This is a genomic window from Streptomyces sp. NPDC048337 (assembly GCF_043201175.1).
Lineage (GTDB): Bacteria > Actinomycetota > Actinomycetes > Streptomycetales > Streptomycetaceae > Streptomyces.
Genome location: NZ_JBICYR010000005.1, coordinates 385255 through 403804, shown reverse-complemented (window position 1 = coordinate 403804; position 18550 = coordinate 385255). Strand labels below are relative to the sequence as shown.

The window sequence follows — 18550 nt, the reverse complement described above, 5'->3', positions numbered from 1 at the left end:
TTCTGCTGAGTTCCAGCCGGGCCCACCACCCCGCCCCTACACTCCGAGCGAACCCTTCGACCAGGCCAGATAGCGAACCGCCACTGGAGTACTAGGCGCGGGGCGGGTGCCGTGAGGTGAGTTCTGGTGGGGACGCGCGAGCAGATCGTGGACGCCGCGAACAGACTGTTCTGCGAGCAGGGGTTCGAGCGGACGTCGTTCGCCGCCATCGCCGAGACGGTCGGGATCTCTCGCGGGAACTTCTACTACCACTTCAAGACCAAGGACGAATCCTCGAAGCGGTGATCCAGGCCCGCCTGGCCGGCACGGCGCAGATGCTGGCCGAGTGGGGTGAGGGTGCAGCCGGCCCGCTGGAGCGGGTGCGGCGGTTCATCGAGATCGTCATCACCAACCAGGGCGACATCGAGAACTACGGATGCCCGGTCGGGACCCTCACCAGCGAGCTGGCCAAGCTCGGCCACCCCTCCCGCACACATGCGGTCGGCGTGTTCGAGGTGTTCCGCGCCTGGTTGCGCGGGCAGTTCGAAGAACTCGGGCGAGCGGCGGACGCCGATGACCCTCGCCATGCATGTCCTGACCTTCAGCCAGGGCGTCGCGACGCTGTCGAACGCATTCCAAGACCGTGCCTACGTACGCCGCGAGGTCGACCGGCTCCACACCTGGCTGACCGAGCAGTCCTCCACGTCTTGATCATGCACCTTCCCCTTCGCGCCGCACCCGTTCACTTCACCGGTATCCGACAAGGAGATTGACGTGTACGCCGTCCTGCTTCGCTTCTCCGCCAACAAGGCACAGGCGTCCGAGCACATGGCCGGACATCAGGACTGGATCCGTCGCGGTATGGAAGACGGAGTCTTCCTCCTGGTCGGAAGCATCCGTCCCGGGCAGGGCGGCGCCATCCTCGCCGACTGACCCGGCGGCACACGGCCCGTAGCTCAGTGCGGCCTCGCCCCCGGATTCCGAGGGCGAGGCGTCCAGCCGGCCAGGACCAGCACGGGGAGCGGGAGCAGGAGCAGGGTCGCCGCCGCCAGGGCGATGGCGTGATGCGCCGCGTTGCCGTTCATGGGTACCTCTCTGGGAGGACGCCCACGGTAGAGGGGCTCCGCAGGGCGCGTGCATGCCGGACTTCGGCAATGACCGACGACTGCCGCTGCCGTCAGAGACCCGTTAAAGGTGCGTAAGGGATGTATAAAGTAGCCGGTGGTGTGCCGGGAAGCCTGGTCGGCGAACAGGGGACAACTCTCTTCGCAGATCGGGGCTGCTGCCATGGTGCTCGTCGCTGTATTCGGTGTTGCTCTGCTGATCGCGGTACTGCTGTCCGGGCTCGCCGCCCGCACGGTGCTGTCGACATCCCTTCTGTTCCTGCTCGGCGGGGCGCTCGTCAGCGACGGGTTCCTTGGGCTGGTCCACATCACCGCCGACAGCGAGATCGTCTCCGTCACCGCCGACCTCGCGCTGTTCTCCGTGCTGTTCACGGACGGCATGCACGTCTCCTTCCCGAAGCTGCGGGCGAACTGGAAGAACCCGGCCCGGGCCCTGGGTCTGGGAATGCCGTTGGCGATGGCGGGCATGGCCCTGATCACCCACTACCTGGTGGGGCTGGACTGGACGACCTCCTTCCTGGTGGGCGCCGTACTCGCGCCGACGGACCCGGTGTTCGCCTCGGCGATCGTCGGGCGCCGGGAGGTGCCGGCGAAGCTGCGGCAGCTGCTGAACGTGGAGAGCGGGATCAATGACGGCCTCGCGCTGCCCGTCGTGCTCGTCCTGATCGCCGCCGCCGGCCCCACCTCCGGGCAGGCCCAGGCCTCCGTCGGTGAGATCGCCCTGGAGCTCGGGATGGGTCTGGCCTTCGGAGCCGTGCTTCCGCTCGGGGTCGCGTCGCTGGTCCGACTGCGGCTGCTGGGAGCGGAGCCGAAGCTCCAGCCGCTGCTGCCGCTCGCGACCGGGATCATCCTGTACGCGGCCTGCCACCTGACCCACGCCAACCCGTACCTGGCCGCCTTCTCCGCCGGTGCCGTGCTGGCCTCCGTATCGCCCGAGGCGAAGACGGTGTTCGAGCCGCTCGGCGAGGCGCTGGCGGAGCTGGCGAAGTTCGCCGCGCTGCTGGTCTTCGGGGCGCTGCTGACGCCGCAGCTGTTCGGTGACCTGTCGGTGGGCGGGTACGTGGCGGTCGTTCTGGCGATCATGCTGATCCGGCCCGCTTCGCTCCTGGTGTCGCTGCTGGGGGCGCGGGTCGAGCGGCGGGAGAAGCTGGTCGCCGCATGGTTCGGCCCGAAGGGCTTCGCTTCCGTGGTCTACGGGCTGCTGGTGCTCCAGGCCGGAATCCCGCAGGGCGAGGCCGCGTACACACTGATCGCCGTCTGCATCGCCTTCTCGATCATCGCTCACAGCAGCACCGACGTGCCGATCGCCCGGCTGTTCCGCGTCGACGACCCCGCCGATCTTCCCGACGGCCGGGCATCAGCCCCTGCCGTCCCCGCCCCGCGCAGTGCAACCGACCAGGAGAGGCGCCATGCCAGCCCGTGATCTCGCCGAGCCCTATCCCCATGTGACGAGCGACGACCAAGCCGTCGACGCCGTACGACTGGTGGCCGAGCGGAACCTGCCCGCGCTCCTGGTCCTGGACACCGACGGCACTCCGTACGCCGTCGTGCCCGGCTCCCAGCTCGTACGGCAGCTCGTCCCGGAGTACGTGATGGAGGACCCGCTGCTGGCCGCAGTCATCGACGAGCGGCACGCGGAGGCGTTGGCCGAGGAACTCGTCGGCAAGACGGTCGCCGAGTGGCTGCCCCGGCGGACCTTCAAGCCGCAGTACGTCGGCCCCGACGCCGGGACGCTTCAGATCGCGGCCGTCATGGCCCGTTCCCACGTCCCGCTTGTCGCGGTCCTGGAACGTGAGGGCGAGGGAAGCCGGCTGGTCGGGGTGGTCTCGGCCGCACGGCTCATGCGGCACCTGCTCGAAGCGGGCGGGCAGGCGTGAGCAACTGGCAGAGCTGGGCCGCCGTCGCCGTCTTCGCCGGCACCTATCTCCTGATCATCACCGAGTGGGTGCACCGCGTCGCGGCGGCCCTCGGCGGGGCCGCACTCATGCTGGCCATCGGCGCGACCGACGACATCTCGGCGTTCCACTCCGACGAGACCGGCATCGACTGGAACGTCATCTTCCTGCTCCTCGGAATGATGGTGATCGTCGGCATACTGAAGCGCACCGGCCTCTTCGAGTACCTGGCGATCTGGTCCGTGAAGAGGGCCAGGGCCCGCCCCTTCCGGGTCATGACGATGCTGGTCGTCATCACGGCGATCGCCTCCGCCCTGCTGGACAACGTGACGACGGTGCTGCTCGTCGCACCCGTCACCCTGCTGGTGTGCGACCGGCTGCGGCTGCCCGCCGCGCCGTTCCTGATCGCCGAGGTCTTCGCCTCGAACATCGGCGGCACCGCCACGCTCGTCGGTGACCCGCCCAACATCATCATCGCCAGCCGGGCCGGTCTCACCTTCAACGACTTCCTCGTCCACCTCGCTCCCCTGTGCGCGGTCCTGATAGTCGTCCTGGTGCTGCTGTGCCGGGTGATGTTCGCCAAGCACTTCGTCTACGACGAGAAGCGCGCGGCCGAGCTGATGGAACTGCGCGAGCGTGAGGCCATCTCGGATCCCCGGCTCCTCGGCCAGGGCCTGGGGGTCCTCGCCCTGGTCGTCGCGGGCTTCGTCCTCCACCCCGTCCTGCACTACGAGCCCAGCGTGGTCGCCCTCCTGGGTGCCGGACTGCTCGTGGCCATCTCGAAGGTGGAGACCGGCGAGGTGCTGGGCGAGGTGGAGTGGCCCACCCTCGCGTTCTTCGCCGGGTTGTTCGTCATGGTCGGTGCGCTCATCGAGACCGGCGTGATCGGCACGCTGGCCCACTCCCTCGCCGAAGCCATCGGCGGCGCGGAACTCGGCGGCTCCATGCTGCTGCTGGGCGGCTCCGCCGTCCTGTCCGGCATCGTGGACAACATCCCCTACGTGGCCACCATGGCCCCGGTCACCGACCAGCTGGTCACCGACATGGGCGGCGACCCCGATCACGTCCTGTGGTGGGCCCTTGCTCTCGGCGCCGACCTCGGCGGCAACGCCACCGCCATCGGCGCCTCCGCCAACGTCGTCGTCCTCGGCATCGCCGAACGCAACCGCACCCCCATCACCTTCTGGCAGTTCACCAAGTACGGGCTGATCGTCACCGCCGCCACCGTCGCCGTGGCCGCCCTGTATCTGTGGCTGCGCTATTTCGCTCTGTCCTGAGAACAGAGAAGGAGCCTGATCCGGATGACGACCAACAGGCTGAGCCGGGCCAAGGAGCGTGCCTTAACTCTCTGCGGCGTCGCCGCCGGTCACGGCGGGACGCCACCGGATAGGCACCCCGCCCCCAGACCTGCGGACAGGTACTGGATGGCTGGACTCAGGACCCGCTGCCGGGCCAGCCCAGCAGGCGGGCGCCGATCACCGCGGTCTGCAGGGTGTACCGGTGCTGGGGGTCGGCGGGGTCGGCCTGGGTGAGGGTGTGGATGCGCTCGAGCCGGTACGTCAGCGCCCGCACGCTCAGCGACAGCCGGCGGGCCGCCTCGGTGGCGACGCAGCCGCTGTCGAAGTACGCGGCCAGCGTGTCGAGCAGCGGCCCGGCGCCGCCGCGGGCCTGGCGCAGCGGGCCGAGCATGCTCTCCACCAGGTCGGCCATGGCCTGCCGGTCGCGCGTGAGGACCGGATAGACCAGCAGGTCCGCGGCGTGCAGTACCGGGCCTTCCAGTTTCATCCGGTCGGCCAGGTCGAGCGCGTTGAGGGCCTCCTCGTACGAGTGGACGACCCCGCCCGCGCCCGGATGGGAGCGGCCGATCGCGACCCGGCCGCCGTCGGTGGCCGCGTACGCCCGCTTGGCGAAGTAGGCCAGTACGTCGGGCTGGTCGCCGGGGGCCACGCAGATGAGCCGGCCGTCCTTGGTGGCCAGCAGAATCTTCCGGTTGCCGAACCGGGAGAGGACCGCTTCCTCGATCCCCCGGGCCACCGGGTAGCCGTCACCGTACGGCTCGGGCCCGGCGGCAACCGCGACCGCATGTGCCTGGGCGAGCCTCAGGCCGAAGCGCTCGGCGCGCTCGGCGAGGCGGCCCAGGTCGCTGCGCCCGTACAGCAGGTCATCGATGAACTCCCGGCGCGCGGCCTCCTCCTGGCGGACCGCGTGGTGCTGGGCACGCTCGTAGCCCTCGGCGAAGGCGTCCACCGCCTGCTCCACCACCGCCAGCAACGAACCCACCGCCGCGGAGGCCAGTTGCGGCTGGATCTCCTGCGCGGCGGCGAGGTGCTCCCGTATGAGCCCGCGCAGCGGCAGCCCGGCCTCCGCCGCCCGCTCGCCCTGCGCACGCCGGGACTCCAGCTCGGTGCGGGTGAGCCGACGTCCTGTGGCGCATGCGCCCAGCAGGATCTCGGCATACCCCGTCACATGGTTCTCCGGCGCTTCCTGGTCCGCCACGGCCCTCCCCCGATCCTGACGCGCCCCTGATGAGTCCTTGACGCGGGGACCAGGGTGACACGTGCCGCGCGGGAAGCCGTCATCGGCATGAAGGCGCCGTAAAGACTGCCGGTCACCGGCAATGCGCTGCCGCATCCCGGACGGGCAGGATCAGTGCACGGGGGAAGCCGAAACCGGCCGGATGCCGAACCGCGGAAGCGGAGGGGGCGGCATCCGGGCCGGTTACGGGCAGCTGTGTCAGGCGGTCGCCTTGAGTGCGGCCGCGCCGAAGGACACGTCGAAGCGGTCGCACCAGATGGTGACGCTGCTGTAGTCGGCGAGGTTCACGTCGGCCGGGATCTCGTAATTCTGGTCGCCCTTGTTTCCCTTGAGCTTGCCCAGGCTCACGTATTTACCGTCGTCGAAGACGCTCCAGCCGGCCTCGCCCTCCTTGACCGGTGCGTCGGTGAGCCAGACCCGCAGGTCGGGGCCGCTGCTGGTGTCCAGGTTCTCCAGGCGCAGGGTGTGGGAGCCGTCGGCAAGCCGGACGAGCTTCACCGTGCCGGTGGTGGTGTGCTCGTGGCTGATCAGGGTGCCCTGCGCCACGGTCTGCGGACCGGTCGGCGCGGCCGATGAGGCGGGGCCGGGCGCGCTCGGCGCCGCCGACGTCGTCGGGAGGGCCTCGCGGACGGTCTCGTCCTGCCAGAGCTTCCACGGCTGGAACCAGTACAGCCCCGCGCCCAGCACCACCGCGGCAGCGATCAGCGAACCGATTACGATCCTGCCGCGCCGCCCTGCACCTGCCGCCATCGAAGCCTCTTCCTCACGGGTCCGTCAGGGCGCATTCAACCGTGGTGCGGCACCCTGATGCCAGGCCGGACCGGATGACGGAATGCTTACGGCCCGGTCCGGGAACGGCGGGACACGAGCGTGTCTCCTGGCAGGGAGGGAGAAGCGGCGACTCCAGCCTCCCATCCCGCGGGGCGGGGGTACAGGACCCCGCCCCGCGGCGGGCGTCACAGCGTGCGGAGCCTGGTGCTGAAGACCTGGGCCGCGACCTTGTCGCCGAGGACGAGGCCGTCCGCGGCGTCCCAGGGGTAGTGGACGCCGAGCCAGACGCGGCTGTCCGCGTCCTCCCTGGCGGCGGCGCTGAAGCTGGTGAAGTGGCGCTGCTTGACGGGGGCCAGGGGCTCGTCGGTGGTGAGGTCGAAGGCGATGTTGTCACTGCCGAAGTAGCGCTTCATGACTCCCGCCCAGGCGGCGCCGAAGGAGGCGTGGCCCGAGACGTAGGCGGGGAAGCACGGGTTGACGTTGACGCCGTCGTTGTTCTTCAGGAGCGGCTTCCACTGGGGGTCGAGACCTCCCTCGCGGATCGCGGACACGGGCCGCCACAGATCGATCGGAGTGGAGAACTTCGCGTCCCGGACGGCTATGCCGGTGTCGGCGAGGGCGATCGAGACGAGTGCGAAGAGGCGGGCGTTGGCGTACGTGCTCAGGCCGCGGGCCTTGGCGACCTCGCGGGTGGCCTGGAGCATGTGGCCCGGGGGCTTGTACGTGGTGTCGTTGTCGTTGGCCCAGAACCAGGCGGCGTTCAGCTGGTCCGGGGTGCGGTTGATCACCGGTGTGGCGGCCGTGGGAGCAGCCGCGCCGGCCGTCCGGACGGCTTCGACCTGGGCCTTGTACTCGGGGCTGGCCACGAGGTTCTCGTACGTGCCGAACTGCGCGAGCGTGGTGGGCCGGAACTGCGAGCCGGAGCTCAGCGAGAACGGCTTGACCTGGCCCCAGGACGGGTTGACCGCGTCGCCGTCCACCTGGCACTTCGCATCGACCATGTCGGGGTAGCTGGTGGGCCGCCAGGACCCCGGCTTGTTGTCGCCGGTGTACGCCCGCTTGTCGTCCGAACCGTCCCCGGCTCGGGCGTTCATCATCTGCTTGACCATCCCGCCGACGACGGTTGCGTCCAGCACGTCGAAGCCGGTCGGTTCGCTGCCGAACCGCTCGCGGAAGCGCTGGTCGAGGTAGGCCGTGAAATCGGGTGAGTTCTTGTCGGGCCGGTTCACGCCGTAGAGGTTGAGCAGGATGTTGTACGCGGTGCGTCCGACGACCCGTTCCTCCTCGTCGGGTCCCTCGATCCAGCCGGCGTAGTTCTCCGCGTGGATGTAGGCCTCGGAGGTCATCCGGCCTTTCCACTTGAGCTGGTACGAGCTCTCCACGTCGTAGATCGCGGCGTTCATCATGGCGGCCGCGCGTGCCATCGGGACCGGTCCGCCCCCTGCCTTGCGGAAGATGTTCTGGAGCACGTCGTTCCAGTAGTGCACCGGGTCGGCGATCGACTGCGTCGGCAGCGCTGCATGGGCGGGCTGCGGGGCGACCGTGAGGATGCTTCCGGTCGCCGCCAGGACGGCCGCCGCCGCCAGCGCACGACGGCACGTCCGGGTACGGGTACGGGTACGGGTTCTGGCGGTGGTGCGGGTGCTTTCGGGCATGGCTCGATTCCCCCTGATCACGCACGTGTCAACGGCCGCCGGACCGGCGGCGGCGCGATCATGGCGTGAGCTCAGCCCCATTGGCATGTACCAAAGCGGACACGCGCGCGGAATGGCCGGTCCCGCGCACACGGAAGGCGTGAACCCTCCGTGTACGGATCGGACATGTCGGCTCTCGGACCGGTTCTGCCCGTGGGGCGGATCGGGTGCTTCTTGCCCGGCCGGCGGGCGTGACGGATGCGAGGCGGCTTCGCCGTGGCGTGTCACGGAACGTCCGGGTCCGCCATGCGGCAAGTTCTTTTCAACAGCGGATGTCCTGTAGATCCCGTATGTGGAAGTCTGTGGAGGTGCTGCGTGGACGCGGACGGCAGCGGGTCGGGCGACCCCGAGGACACGCCACGGCCCTCGCCCGGGGAAGGGAGGCCATCAGGCCGGCCCATACCCCGCGAGGCCGGTACACCGGCCGCACCCGGAGGCCCGTCGCGTCCGGAACCCGGCGAGGGCCGATCAGGCCGGCCAGCCTCGGCTCGACTCCGGGCAGCGCTGGCATCCGCACGGTCGGCCGGGCCGCCGCCGGGTCCGTCGCGTCCCGGGTTCTGGCGCAGCCCGTTGCGGGGGCCGTGGTTGACGGCGGTGTTCGGGCTGGTCCTGCTGGTCGGGATCACCGTGCTGTTCGTGACGGGCTTGTTGTCGTATGCCGCGTACAACCCGGATCTGGCTGCGCGCAACGACCAGACGCCGGACAAGGGGTGGCTCGGCTTCTACCTGTTCTCCTGGCCGACCTCGCCGTACTGGCTCTACCGGGTCACCCAGGGGGTGCATGTCACGCTCGGGGTGGTGCTGGTGCCGGTGCTCCTGGCGAAGCTGTGGTCGGTGATCCCGAAGCTGTTCGAGTGGCCTCCGGTGCGGTCGGTCGCGCACGGGGTCGAGCGGTTGTCCCTGCTTCTGCTGGTGGGGGGTGCGGGGTTCGAGTTCGTCACCGGCATCCTCAACGTGCAGCTGCATTACGTCTTCCCGGGCTCGTTCTACACCCTGCACCTCTACGGGGCCTGGGTGTTCATCGGTGCCTTCGTGGTCCACGTGGTCTTCCGGTTGCCGAGGGCCCTGCGCGCGGTCGGGCACCGGCTGGGGGAGCCGGCGGCCGGTTCGCAGGAGGCGGCCGGGCTGGTCTCGCCGAGCCCGGCCGTGCCGACGATCTCCCGGCGGGGTGCGGTGGGCATGGTCGGGCTGGGGTCGCTGGCGCTGCTCGTGGTGACCGCCGGGCAGAGCGTGGGCGGCTGGTTCCGGCAGACGGCGCTGCTCGCCCCGCACGGGCAGGATCCCGGCTCCGGGCCGAACGGCTTCCAGATCAACAAGACCGCCGCCTCGGTCGGTATCCGGCCCGGCGACATCGGCCCCGGCTGGCGGCTGACCGTGCGGGGCGGCGGCCGGCAGGTCGATCTGACCTACGACCGGCTGCTGGCCCTGCCCCAGAGCGAGTCGTCCCTGCCGATCGCCTGTGTGGAGGGCTGGTCGACCCCCGACCAGCGCTGGAGCGGAGTGCGCCTCACCGATCTGGCCGCTCTGGTCGGGTTCGGCACGGACACCCCGCGGGTGCTGGTGGAGTCGGTGCAGCGCGGCGGGTCGTTCAGCTCCGTGGTCCTGCGCGACAACCAGGCCCGGGACGCGCGCTCGCTTCTCGCCGTGCGCGTCAACGGGGCCGTCCTCTCCCGCGACCACGGGTATCCGGCTCGCGTGATCGTGCCTGGCGCCCCCGGTGTCCACAACACCAAGTGGGTCACCCGCCTCACCTTCGGGGAGCCGGCATGAAGTTCCGCCTCCCGGACACGCGCACGATCGACTTCCGACGCCGCTACGGCGCCTCCCCGCTCCACCTGCTCCTGGTCCTCGTCTCGTTCACCCTCGCCGCCTATGCGGGTCTGAGACTCCTCACGGGCGACAGCGTCGGTGTGGCCCTGTGGTTCGTGGGCGCCGCGCTCCTGCACGATCTGGTGCTGCTGCCGCTGTATTCGGTGACGGACCGGGCGGTGCAGGCGCTCTTCGGGCCTGACGCCCGTGCGGGGAGGCCAGGGGTGCGGGCGAGCGTCAACTACGTGCGCGTGCCGGGCTTCGTCTCCGGCGTCCTGCTCCTGGTCTGGTGGCCGCTGGTCCTCCGCCAAGTGGGTCATTTCACCGCGGCCACCGGTCTTCCCGCGGACGTCTTCCTGCCACGGTGGCTACTGATCACCGCAGCGCTCTTCGCCCTCTCGGCCGCCCTCCTCCTCGTGCGCGTGTGGCGCGGGACGAGGGAGGGCAGGCGGGCCGCGCGGGCTCAGGCACGGGCCCGCAGGGCCACGAAATGACGGGTTCGGGGAGCGGTCCACCGCTCGGCGGCCGTCCACCCCGACGCCCGCGCGTGCCGGTCCAGCGCCTCGGCGCCGACGGAGGCCCAGGGGACGACGGCACTGACGGGCCGGTGCCCCGCGTGGATCCGGACCTGTTTGAGTTCGTCCACGTCCTCGGGAGCGGTTTCGACCAGGAGCAGCCCCTGGGCGTGCACCAGATCCCTGATGCGGCGCAGCAGTCTGCGGGGGTCGCCGCCGATGCCGATGTTCCCGTCGATCAGCAGGGCCGTGCCCCACCGGCCCTCGTAGGGCAGTGGTTCGAACACCGATCGGAGCAGTGCGGACCCGCCCCGGCCGACCGTCGTCCTCACCGCGGACGGACACACGTCGATACCGAGAACGTTTTGCCCCCGCCGGGCCAGCGCCTCCACGAACCGGCCCGCCCCGCACCCGATGTCGAGCACCCGCCCCCGGCACCGCCGCAATACGGCACGGTCGCCGGCATCCGCCCGCGCACACCACCGCTCGAGATCCAGCGGAAGGCACCAGCCCTCGCCATCGCGCAACGACAGATCACCGCGCTGCGCGCGGATCGCCGCCGCGTACGGGCCGCTGTCCCATTGCTCGGTCTCCTGAGTGGTCACTCCCCATGTTTCGCCGCACGGCCCGCGCGGAGTGTGCCGAGCTCGGCCGATTCCACCCGGACGGACCCGGACCCGGTCCTCAGGAGATGGCGAGGAGTGGCCGGCGCGCCCGCCGGGACTCCTCAGAGCCAGGAGCGAGCGGGCCCGGTGGGTGAGGGCGGCTTCCAGTAGGCCGTGGGTCAGGCGCATGTCCGGATGTGAGACAACCTCGTCATTGCGGACATGAGGGCGGTGCGGACAAGATCGGGACATGCCCGCACCGCACCGCGTTGTCATCGCTGCCTTCCCCGGCGTGGAACTCCTCGACGTCACGGGGCCGGCCGAGGTGTTCTCGGTCGCCTCCCGCGTCGGGGGCGCCGGCCACCCCGGCTACCGCGTGGAGATCGCGACGGCGGACGGCGGCGCGTGCGCCACCTCCAGTGGGGTCCGGCTGCTGGCCGACCTGCGCCTGGACGAGGTCGCGGGACGCGTGGACACCCTGCTGGTGTCCGGAGCGGTCACCCTCACGGAGTGCGGCGGGGCCGAAGCGGTCGTCGAACCGACGGTCGCCGACTGGCTGCGCTCGGCCGCGCCACGGGCCGGCCGCACCGGATCGGTCTGCGCCGGAGCGCACATCCTGGCTGCGGCAGGGCTGCTGGACGGCAGGCCCGCCACCACCCACTGGCTCACGGCCGATCAGCTGGCAGCCGCACACCCCGGGATCGAGGTGGACCCGGACCCGATCTTCATCCGGTCCGGGAACGTGTGGACCTGCGCCGGGGTCACCTCGGGCATGGACATGGCCCTGGCCATGGTCGCAGAGGACCACGGACAGGCCCTCGCGCTCGCCACCGCCCGAACGATGGTCATGTACGTCAAACGCTCCGGCGGACAGAGTCAGTTCAGCGTGCCCCTCTCCGTCCAGACACCGACCGGCGACCCCATTGACGAACTACGCCACTGGATCACCGAGCACCCACACGAGGACCTGTCCGCCGAGGCACTCGCCGAACGCCTCAACCTGAGCGCACGCCACTTCTCCCGGCTGTTCACCCAGCGCACCGGCACAACACCCGGCGCCTACGTCGAAGCCGTCCGTCTGGAAGCCGCCCGCCGTCTCCTCGAAGAGACCGACGGGAGCCTGCCCCAGATCGCCGAGGCCAGCGGCCTCGGCTCCGTCAAGACGCTGCACCGCCGCTTCCAGCGTCGACTGGGCACCACCCCGGCGGAGTACCGCCGCCGGTTCCGCTAGAACACCCCGGCCCCGCCCCGCCCGCTGCCGCCCGGCACCCGACAGAGCCGGGCGGGCGCCGAGGCATGCCCACACCCACCTCAGACACGAGGGATAACCACCCATGTCCCGTACGAAGATCATCCCGATCCCCGTCCTCGGCAGGCACGCCGTCAACGCCTACCTGCTGCTGGGCCGCCGCCCCGTCGTCGTCGACGCCGGAACCCCCGGCAGCGCCCGCACGATCCACGACCACATCGCCCGTCACGGCGTCGACCCGGCCGACCTCGCTCTGATCGTCATCACGCACGGCCACATCGACCACTTCGGCTCCGCCGCCGAGCTGCACCGGCTCACCGGCGCGCCCCTCGCCGGCCACGTCGCTGACCTCGGCCCGTACCGGACGGGCCGAGTCCGCGAGCCGTACCTGCCGACCGGCCCCATGGGCCGCCTCATGGCTCGCAACAGGAAGCTCCACGTCCAGGCCGAAGCGTTCGAACCGGACGTCCTGGTCAAGGGCGAGACGGACCTGGCGGACTTCGGGATCGAGGCCAGGATCATGCCGACTCCCGGACACACCGCAGGCTCCGTCTCCGTCCTCACCGACGACGGCGACCTGGTCGCAGGAGACCTCGTGGCCAACTCCTTCATGGGTCTGATACCGGGCAAGCCGGCCAACCCTCCCTTCCACGACGACCCCCGGCGCAACCTGGCCAGCCTGCGCGCGATGCTCGACCTCAACCCCCGCGCCCTCCACATCGGACACGGCACGGCCCTGGACCCGGAGCGGGTTCGACGCTGGGCGACCCGAGAGCAGATTCGGCTGGACCGGCGAGAGGCCAGGGGCCGTCTGCACGTCCGGTCAGGGGGATGACGTGCTCTGCTGGAGCGAGGGGTACCTCACGCCGCCACCTCGGAAGGTATCGGCCGTTCTGTGAAACGCGGGCGCTGCGCCTGGCCGCGGTCGGCGTTGGGTCACCACTCGGAGATGAGCGGCGTGTCCGGTCCGTGCTGCCGCCAGGCTTCGGTGAGGCGAACGAGGCGAGTCGGGGCGGCGATGCCGCGCACGGTAGCGATCTTGCCGCCTGTGATGTCGAACGTTACGGCACCGACGACCTTTCCGTCGGGCACGAAGAGAATGGCGGGGGCGCCGTTGACGAGCGCGTAGTGGACAGCGGAGATGCCGCCGGCGAGTCGCTGCTTCGCGGGCGTGGATTTGAAGCCTGCCCGTGCGATGGCGGCGATGCGCTGCGGGGTGTCGTACTGCAGCAGCTTCTCGGTCAGGCCGGCGCCGTCGGAGATCGCGGTCGCGTTGTCGGTGAGCAGTGCCACCAGTCGTTCGGTGCGGCCCGAGGAGGCGGCGGCGAGGAATTCCTCGACGATCCTGCGGGCGGCGGCCGGGTCGACTTCGCCGCCGCCGCGGCGCGCGGCGGTGATGCGCTGTCGGGCCCGGTGGAGGTGCTGCTGGCTCGCGGATTCGGTGATGTCGAGGATCTCGGCTATCTCGGCGTGGCTGTAGGTGAACGCTTCGCGCAGGACGTAGGCGGCCCGCTCGTGGGGTGAGAGGCGTTCCATGAGGGTCAGCACGGCCAGGGAGACCGATTCGCGCTGCTCGAAGGTGTCGGCCGGGCCGAGCATCGGGTCGCCGTCGAGGAGCGGTTCGGGCAGCCAGGCGCCGGCGGTGCGTTCGCGGCGGGCCTGTGCCGAGCGGAGCCGGTCGAGGCACAGGTTGGTGGCGACCTTGGTCAGCCATGCTTCCGGCACCTTGATCCGCTGCCGGTCGGCGGCCTGCCAGTGCAGGAAGGTGTCCTGCACGGCGTCTTCGGCGTCGTTGGCCGAGCCGAGGAGTCGGTAGGCCAGGGAGGCGAGCCGGTTGCGGCTGGCCTCGAACCGACTGGTGTCGAAGCGATCGATGGTGCTGTTCACCTGGGTCACCTTAGTTATCAACTGCTCGACTACGCCATCGCGTTCGTGGTTGACGCATCCGGTACGGCGGCCAGGCGGCGCCGACCCCTGGGCAGGCCGCCGGCCAGACACAGGGCGATGCCGAATCCGAGCCAGGTCGTGAGCACGAGGACGGAGTGGGTGGAGCCGTGACCGTCGAAGAAGGCGGTGGAGCGCAGCAACTGGTTGCCTGCCCCGGGCGGCAGCAGCTGGCCGAGCGTGCCGGACCAGCCGGGCAGCATTTCGGGTGCGGTCGAGGCGCCTGACAGGGGGTTGCCGATGAGCATCATGGTGACGGCGCCGAGGCCGAAGCCGGCGTACCCCAGCAGTGATTCCATCCCGATGATGCTCAGGGAGGTGGCGGCGATGGCCAGGGCGATCGCGCCGGTGTTGGCCAGGTAGGAGCCGTCCAGCGAGCCGAGCCAGAACTGCAGGATCGCTGCCACGGCCAGGCCACCGCTGAGCGCGAAGGTGAGAGCCCCTGCGACTCGGCGGGCTGTGCCGTGGACGAGCCTGGTCAGGAGCAGCGCGGCGAGCAGGCCGCCGATGATCAGGGGCAGGGCCCCGGCGGCCAGGCCGGCACCCCGGGGGTCGTCGGCCGGCAGGGCGACGATGTCGCGGACGGGGGACGGCCTGCCGGCTCCCTGCGCCTGACCGAGGCCGGCCGCGACACCCTGCAGAGTCTGGGCGACCGCTGTGCCGGCGGCCGAGGCGGTGATGACCTGCGGGGTGCCGGAGCTGACGTCTATCGCCCCGTACACCTCCCTGTCGCGGATCAACCGTTCGGCGGCCGGAGTGTCGGCGACCTCGGTGACCGCGAAGCCGCCCGGCACACGCCGGTCGAGCGCGGCGCTGACCTGCTGGACCGCGGCGGGCGGCCCGGCGACGGCGATCGGCACGTCGTGCACATGCGACCGCACCGACGGCCAGGCGAACGCGGTGAGCAGCACGCTGATGAGCACGGTGAGCAGGACGACCGTCCCGGCCACCCTCGGCCAGGGCGACGGCAGTGTGCCGGCCGCGTGTGGGGCTGGAGTAGCCATGTCTTCTCCTCGGACAGAGATAGTTCTTTGGGTGAGGCCGGGGCCGGGGCCGGTCACACGCCCGGGTCAGCAGCGGACAACGCCCGGAGGCTGGTCCGGCCTCGCAGGTGGGCGGTCAGCATCTGGTCCGGAGCCAGGGTGAGGAGGCCGAACTCCACTGCGTCCAGGGGGGCGTGGGGCGAGGGCACGTGCGCGATGCCGTGCATGGCCTGCACCCGGACGCAGAGGCGGGAGCCGGTGGGGCGGGCAATCCGCCGCTGGCCATGACCGACTGGTGTCGAAGCGATCAGTGGCCGAGCTGTCCGAGGCGCCTACGCGGCCGTCTTCTCGGCGGACACGTCCGGTGCGGCGGCGAGGCGGTGCTTGCGCTTGGGCAGGCCGAACGTCGGGTGGGAGTTGGCCCAGAGCGACATCTTGACTATGCCCTCCTTGATCCGTGCGGCCTTCCGGCCGCCCACGTGCTTCGGCTTCGGCCGCGCTTCGCCGTCGACCATCTGCAGGATTCCGTCCCGCCGTCCGAGGCTGATGTGGTTGCCCGGGTAGTCCAGCTTGGTGTTCGGGATCTTGCGGCCGGTCAGGCGTCCCACGATCGCGGCCGCGGCCTGCATGCCGGTGTAGCCGGCCGAGGCGCAGGACATCGGCAGCGGCCGGCCGTTGTCGCCGATGGCGTAGGCGCTGTCGCCGACGGCGTACACGTTCGGGTGCGAGACCGACCGCATGGTGCGATCGACGACGATCCGACCCTCGGTGACCTCCAGTCCGCCGGCGGCGGCGAGGGGATCGACCGCGAACCCGGCCGTCCACACGGTCGCGTCGGACGCCAGGACGGTGCCGTCGGCGCACAGCACCCGCGTCGCTTCGACGGTTTCCACGCAGGCGTGCTCCAAGACGGTGATGCCCAGCCGGTCGCAGGCCTGGCGCAGGTGGCCGCGGGCTCCGGCGGACAGCCGGGTGCCCAGCTCGCCGCGGGCGACCAGCGCCACCGACAGGCCGGGCCGGGATTCGGCGATCTCGGTGGCGGTCTCGATGCCGGTCAGCCCGTCGCCGACGACCAGCACACTCCCGCCCTCGCCCCGCACGCCGAGGCCGTCCAGGCGCTCACGCAGGCGCAGCGCCGAGCGCCGGGCGGCGACGTCGAAGGCGTGCTCGGCGACGCCGGGGACGCCACGGTCGTCGCCGTGGCTGCCGAGCGCGTAGACCAGCGTGTCGTAGCCGAGCTCGCCGCCGCCGTCGGCGTCCGCCACGGCGACGACCTGGCGCTCGGGATCGACGGCGGTGACACGGGCCACCCGCAGCCGTACCCCCGTACCGGCGAAGACGTCGGCGAGCTTCGGGGCCTCGATCTCCTGGCCGGCCGCGAGCTGGTGCAGCCGCAGCCGCTGGACGAAGTCCGGCTCGGCGTTGACCACGGTGATCTGGGTGTCCGCCGGGGACAGCCGGCGGGCCAGGGTCCCGGCCGTGTAGCACCCGGCGTAGCCGGCGCCGAGGACGACGATGCGGTGCTTCATGTGACGCTCCTGTCGGTTCGCTTGCTCCCTGTCGGTGACTTGAGCGGAACAGCGCCCGGATTCCTGACAGGAACCCCATGTGACGTGGGTCACTGGGTGGCCGGGGTGTCGCCCAGCGATGCCCACGAAGCCGAGGCGGCGCAGATGCAGGAGGGTTGAGGTTGGGCCGGAACAGGGCGGTCAGGCTGCGCCGGTCCTCGGCGCTGAGCTTCTTCGCCCAGGCCGGTCGCCGCCGCCGTGCTTCGATCGGAATGTACGCCGAACGGTTACCTCGGTGCCTTCGGGCCCGTCATGATCATGACGGAGTTCGCGCAAGGAAGGTAACGACATGACCGGTTCAGGTCCGAACGAAGTGCTGGCGGGAGCCTTCGAAGAGCAGCGTGAGCGACTGGTGGCGGTCGCCTACCGGATGCTCGGGTCGCGGGTGGACGCCGAGGACGCGGTGCAGGAGGCGTGGATCCGGCTGGCGCGGCAGGACGCGGCGGCGATCGACAACCTGGCCGGCTGGCTGACCACGGTGGTCGGCCGGGTCTGCATCGACGTGCTGCGCTCGCGCAAGACCCGGGCCGAGCTGTCGTACGAGGACCGGCTGCCCGAGCTGGTGGTGACCGTGGACGGCGGCGCGGCACCCGAGACCGACGCGATGCTCGCCGAATCGGTCGGGCTGGCACTCCTGGTGGTGCTCGACACCCTCACGCCCACCGAGCGGCTGGCGTTCGTACTGCATGACATGTTCGCGGTGCCGTTCGCCGAGATCGGCGAGATCATCGGGCGGTCCACCGACGCGACCAAGATGCTCGCCAGCCGGGCCCGCCGGAAGGTGCGGGGCACATCGGTGCCGGAGGAGGAGCCGCGGCGGCAGCGCGCAGTGGTCGACGCATTTCTCGCCGCGGCGCGGAACGGGGACTTCGAAGGGCTCGTACGGCTGCTGGATCCGAACGTGACCTGGCGCACGTACCACCCGCAGGGCGTGATGACCACGGTCGGGGCGGCCGAGGTCGCCGAACCGGTCCTGCGCGGCGCCCGGTCGATGACCTCGGTGCTCCCGGTCCTGGTCAACGGCGAGCCCGGGTTCGTGGCCTGGGGTGCGAAGGGCAAGGTGCTCGGCGTGGTGGCGTGCACCGTGGTCGGCGGCCGGATCGTCGAGCTCCTGACCGTGAGCGACCGCAAGCGCCTCGACGCCATGGGTCTGCCCGCGCGACCCGAGTAACGCAAGGTCGAGCGCATGGGGTTGTTACGTCTTGGCGGGGGGCTTCGTCGTAGTGGTGCAAGCACCCGAACGCGAAGGAGACCGAGATGGAAACCCGGATCAACCCCATGCGCAACGAGGTCGGGGCGAAGTGGGCCAAGTACATCATCTCGTCGAACAAGGTCATCACCGACTCGGCACTGCCGAAGGCGGTGCAGGAGCTGGTGAAGATCCGCGCCAGCCAGATCAACGGCTGCGGCGGCTGCCTCGACATGCACACCAAGGACGCCGCGGCCGCCGGCGAGAGCGCGGTGCGGATCAACCTGGTCGGGGCGTGGCGGGAGACGACCGTCTACACCGAGGCGGAGCGGGCGGCGCTGGAACTCACCGAGCAGGGCACCCGCCTCGCCGACTCCAGCGGGGTCACCGATGAGGCGTGGGCGAACGCGGCGAAGCACTTCGACGAGGACCAGCTCATGGCCCTGGTGGCCCTGATCTGCGTGATCAACGCCTTCAACCGGCTGAACGTGATCACCCGGACGCCCGGCGGCGAGTACCAGCCTGGTCAGCTCGGCTGACGCGGACATCCCCCTCAGGCTCGCGGGGGGGGGCCGGGGGCCCCCCCGGGCGCCCCCCGCCCCCCCCCCCCCCCAACCCCCGCCCCCCCCCCCGCCAAACACAAAAAAAACCCCCCATGGGGAAAAACACCCCGCGGGACCCCCCGCGTGA

The 18550-nt window shown here is 70.9% G+C and carries 21 protein-coding genes; 12 read left to right on the top strand and 9 right to left on the bottom strand.

Annotated elements, in window-relative coordinates:
• Nucleotides 1-126 precede the first annotated feature (126 nt).
• Genes ACGFYU_RS11920 through ACGFYU_RS11910 form a run of 3 tightly spaced genes read left to right on the top strand, consistent with a single transcriptional unit; the run spans nucleotide 127 to nucleotide 912 of the window.
• Complete coding sequence (locus ACGFYU_RS11920; RefSeq protein ID WP_393827133.1) at nucleotides 127-285, top strand: TetR/AcrR family transcriptional regulator; 159 nt, start codon at nucleotides 127-129, stop codon at nucleotides 283-285.
• Entirely contained in the window at nucleotides 282-752 is a 471-nt protein-coding gene (locus tag ACGFYU_RS11915) for a hypothetical protein (protein WP_393827132.1), read from the top strand. Before ACGFYU_RS11920 ends, ACGFYU_RS11915 begins: the two co-directional genes overlap by 4 nt.
• A gap of 1 nt (nucleotide 753) precedes the next feature.
• Nucleotides 754-912, top strand: a complete 159-nt coding sequence (locus ACGFYU_RS11910) for a hypothetical protein (protein ID WP_393827131.1) — start codon at nucleotides 754-756, stop codon at nucleotides 910-912.
• Nucleotides 913-935: 23 nt separating this feature from the next.
• On the opposite strand, the gene ACGFYU_RS11905 is transcribed toward ACGFYU_RS11910, so the two are convergent.
• Entirely contained in the window at nucleotides 936-1064 is a 129-nt protein-coding gene (locus ACGFYU_RS11905) for a hypothetical protein (protein WP_393827130.1), read from the bottom strand.
• A gap of 202 nt (nucleotides 1065-1266) precedes the next feature.
• On the opposite strand from ACGFYU_RS11905, the gene ACGFYU_RS11900 reads away from it, so the two are divergent.
• The 3 genes from ACGFYU_RS11900 to ACGFYU_RS11890 are packed head-to-tail and all read left to right on the top strand — an operon-like array spanning nucleotide 1267 to nucleotide 4275.
• Complete coding sequence (locus tag ACGFYU_RS11900) at nucleotides 1267-2526, top strand: cation:proton antiporter (protein ID WP_393827129.1); 1260 nt, start codon at nucleotides 1267-1269, stop codon at nucleotides 2524-2526.
• Entirely contained in the window at nucleotides 2513-2980 is a 468-nt protein-coding gene (locus ACGFYU_RS11895; RefSeq protein ID WP_393827128.1) for a CBS domain-containing protein, read from the top strand. Before ACGFYU_RS11900 ends, ACGFYU_RS11895 begins: the two co-directional genes overlap by 14 nt.
• Entirely contained in the window at nucleotides 2977-4275 is a 1299-nt protein-coding gene (locus ACGFYU_RS11890; RefSeq protein WP_393827127.1) for an SLC13 family permease, read from the top strand. The genes ACGFYU_RS11895 and ACGFYU_RS11890 overlap by 4 nt, the downstream gene beginning before the upstream one ends.
• A 157-nt stretch (nucleotides 4276-4432) precedes the next feature.
• Here the strand turns inward: ACGFYU_RS11890 and ACGFYU_RS11885 are convergent, their stop codons facing one another.
• The 3 genes from ACGFYU_RS11885 to ACGFYU_RS11875 form a co-directional block, all read right to left on the bottom strand.
• Nucleotides 4433-5494: a PucR family transcriptional regulator gene (locus ACGFYU_RS11885; protein WP_393827126.1), complete on the bottom strand. Its 1062-nt coding sequence runs from the start codon at nucleotides 5492-5494 to the stop codon at nucleotides 4433-4435.
• Between the two features lie 237 nt (nucleotides 5495-5731).
• The gene (locus ACGFYU_RS11880; RefSeq protein ID WP_393827125.1) at nucleotides 5732-6283 is read right to left on the bottom strand and encodes a DM13 domain-containing protein; all 552 of its coding nucleotides are present in this window, start codon (nucleotides 6281-6283) and stop codon (nucleotides 5732-5734) included.
• Nucleotides 6284-6489: 206 nt separating this feature from the next.
• Nucleotides 6490-7959, bottom strand: coding sequence for a vanadium-dependent haloperoxidase (locus ACGFYU_RS11875; protein WP_393827124.1), 1470 nt, complete (start codon nucleotides 7957-7959; stop codon nucleotides 6490-6492).
• A 543-nt stretch (nucleotides 7960-8502) separates the two neighbouring features.
• Between ACGFYU_RS11875 and ACGFYU_RS11870 the strand changes: the two genes are divergently transcribed.
• Nucleotides 8503-9768 (top strand): molybdopterin-dependent oxidoreductase, encoded by a 1266-nt coding sequence (locus ACGFYU_RS11870; RefSeq protein ID WP_393827150.1) that lies wholly within the window; start codon nucleotides 8503-8505, stop codon nucleotides 9766-9768.
• On the top strand, nucleotides 9765-10301 hold the full coding sequence (locus tag ACGFYU_RS11865) for a hypothetical protein (RefSeq protein WP_393827123.1): 537 nt from the start codon (nucleotides 9765-9767) through the stop codon (nucleotides 10299-10301). The genes ACGFYU_RS11870 and ACGFYU_RS11865 overlap by 4 nt, the downstream gene beginning before the upstream one ends.
• Here the strand turns inward: ACGFYU_RS11865 and ACGFYU_RS11860 are convergent.
• Nucleotides 10271-10927: a class I SAM-dependent methyltransferase gene (locus tag ACGFYU_RS11860; RefSeq protein ID WP_393827122.1), complete on the bottom strand. Its 657-nt coding sequence runs from the start codon at nucleotides 10925-10927 to the stop codon at nucleotides 10271-10273. The two genes, ACGFYU_RS11865 and ACGFYU_RS11860, sit on opposite strands and share 31 nt — an antisense overlap.
• A gap of 250 nt (nucleotides 10928-11177) precedes the next feature.
• Between ACGFYU_RS11860 and ACGFYU_RS11855 the strand changes: the two genes are divergently transcribed.
• Both ACGFYU_RS11855 and ACGFYU_RS11850 read left to right on the top strand, forming a co-directional pair.
• Nucleotides 11178-12158: a GlxA family transcriptional regulator gene (locus ACGFYU_RS11855; RefSeq protein ID WP_393827121.1), complete on the top strand. Its 981-nt coding sequence runs from the start codon at nucleotides 11178-11180 to the stop codon at nucleotides 12156-12158.
• 103 nt (nucleotides 12159-12261) lie between these two features.
• Nucleotides 12262-13011 (top strand): MBL fold metallo-hydrolase, encoded by a 750-nt coding sequence (locus ACGFYU_RS11850; protein WP_393827120.1) that lies wholly within the window; start codon nucleotides 12262-12264, stop codon nucleotides 13009-13011.
• 101 nt (nucleotides 13012-13112) lie between these two features.
• Here ACGFYU_RS11850 and ACGFYU_RS11845 read toward each other — a convergent pair whose 3' ends face one another.
• The 4 genes from ACGFYU_RS11845 to ACGFYU_RS11830 all read right to left on the bottom strand — a co-directional run bounded on the left by ACGFYU_RS11845 (nucleotide 13113) and on the right by ACGFYU_RS11830 (nucleotide 16632).
• Nucleotides 13113-14063, bottom strand: coding sequence for a sigma-70 family RNA polymerase sigma factor (locus ACGFYU_RS11845; protein WP_393827119.1), 951 nt, complete (start codon nucleotides 14061-14063; stop codon nucleotides 13113-13115).
• Between the two features lie 29 nt (nucleotides 14064-14092).
• Nucleotides 14093-15124, bottom strand: a complete 1032-nt coding sequence (locus ACGFYU_RS11840; protein WP_393827118.1) for an ABC transporter permease — start codon at nucleotides 15122-15124, stop codon at nucleotides 14093-14095.
• Nucleotides 15125-15177: 53 nt separating this feature from the next.
• A complete protein-coding gene (locus tag ACGFYU_RS11835) occupies nucleotides 15178-15330 on the bottom strand; it encodes a hypothetical protein (protein WP_393827117.1) in 153 nt (50 codons plus the stop codon).
• Between the two features lie 105 nt (nucleotides 15331-15435).
• The gene (locus ACGFYU_RS11830; protein ID WP_393827116.1) at nucleotides 15436-16632 is read right to left on the bottom strand and encodes an NAD(P)/FAD-dependent oxidoreductase; all 1197 of its coding nucleotides are present in this window, start codon (nucleotides 16630-16632) and stop codon (nucleotides 15436-15438) included.
• A 328-nt stretch (nucleotides 16633-16960) separates the two neighbouring features.
• Here ACGFYU_RS11830 and ACGFYU_RS11825 point away from each other — a divergent pair, with 328 nt between their 5' ends.
• Both ACGFYU_RS11825 and ACGFYU_RS11820 read left to right on the top strand, forming a co-directional pair.
• The gene (locus ACGFYU_RS11825; RefSeq protein ID WP_393827115.1) at nucleotides 16961-17842 is read left to right on the top strand and encodes a sigma-70 family RNA polymerase sigma factor; all 882 of its coding nucleotides are present in this window, start codon (nucleotides 16961-16963) and stop codon (nucleotides 17840-17842) included.
• 86 nt (nucleotides 17843-17928) lie between these two features.
• Nucleotides 17929-18399 carry a carboxymuconolactone decarboxylase family protein gene (locus ACGFYU_RS11820; protein WP_393827114.1) on the top strand — a complete coding sequence of 157 codons (471 nt, stop codon included), beginning with the start codon at nucleotides 17929-17931 and terminating at the stop codon, nucleotides 18397-18399.
• Nucleotides 18400-18550: the final 151 nt, after the last annotated feature.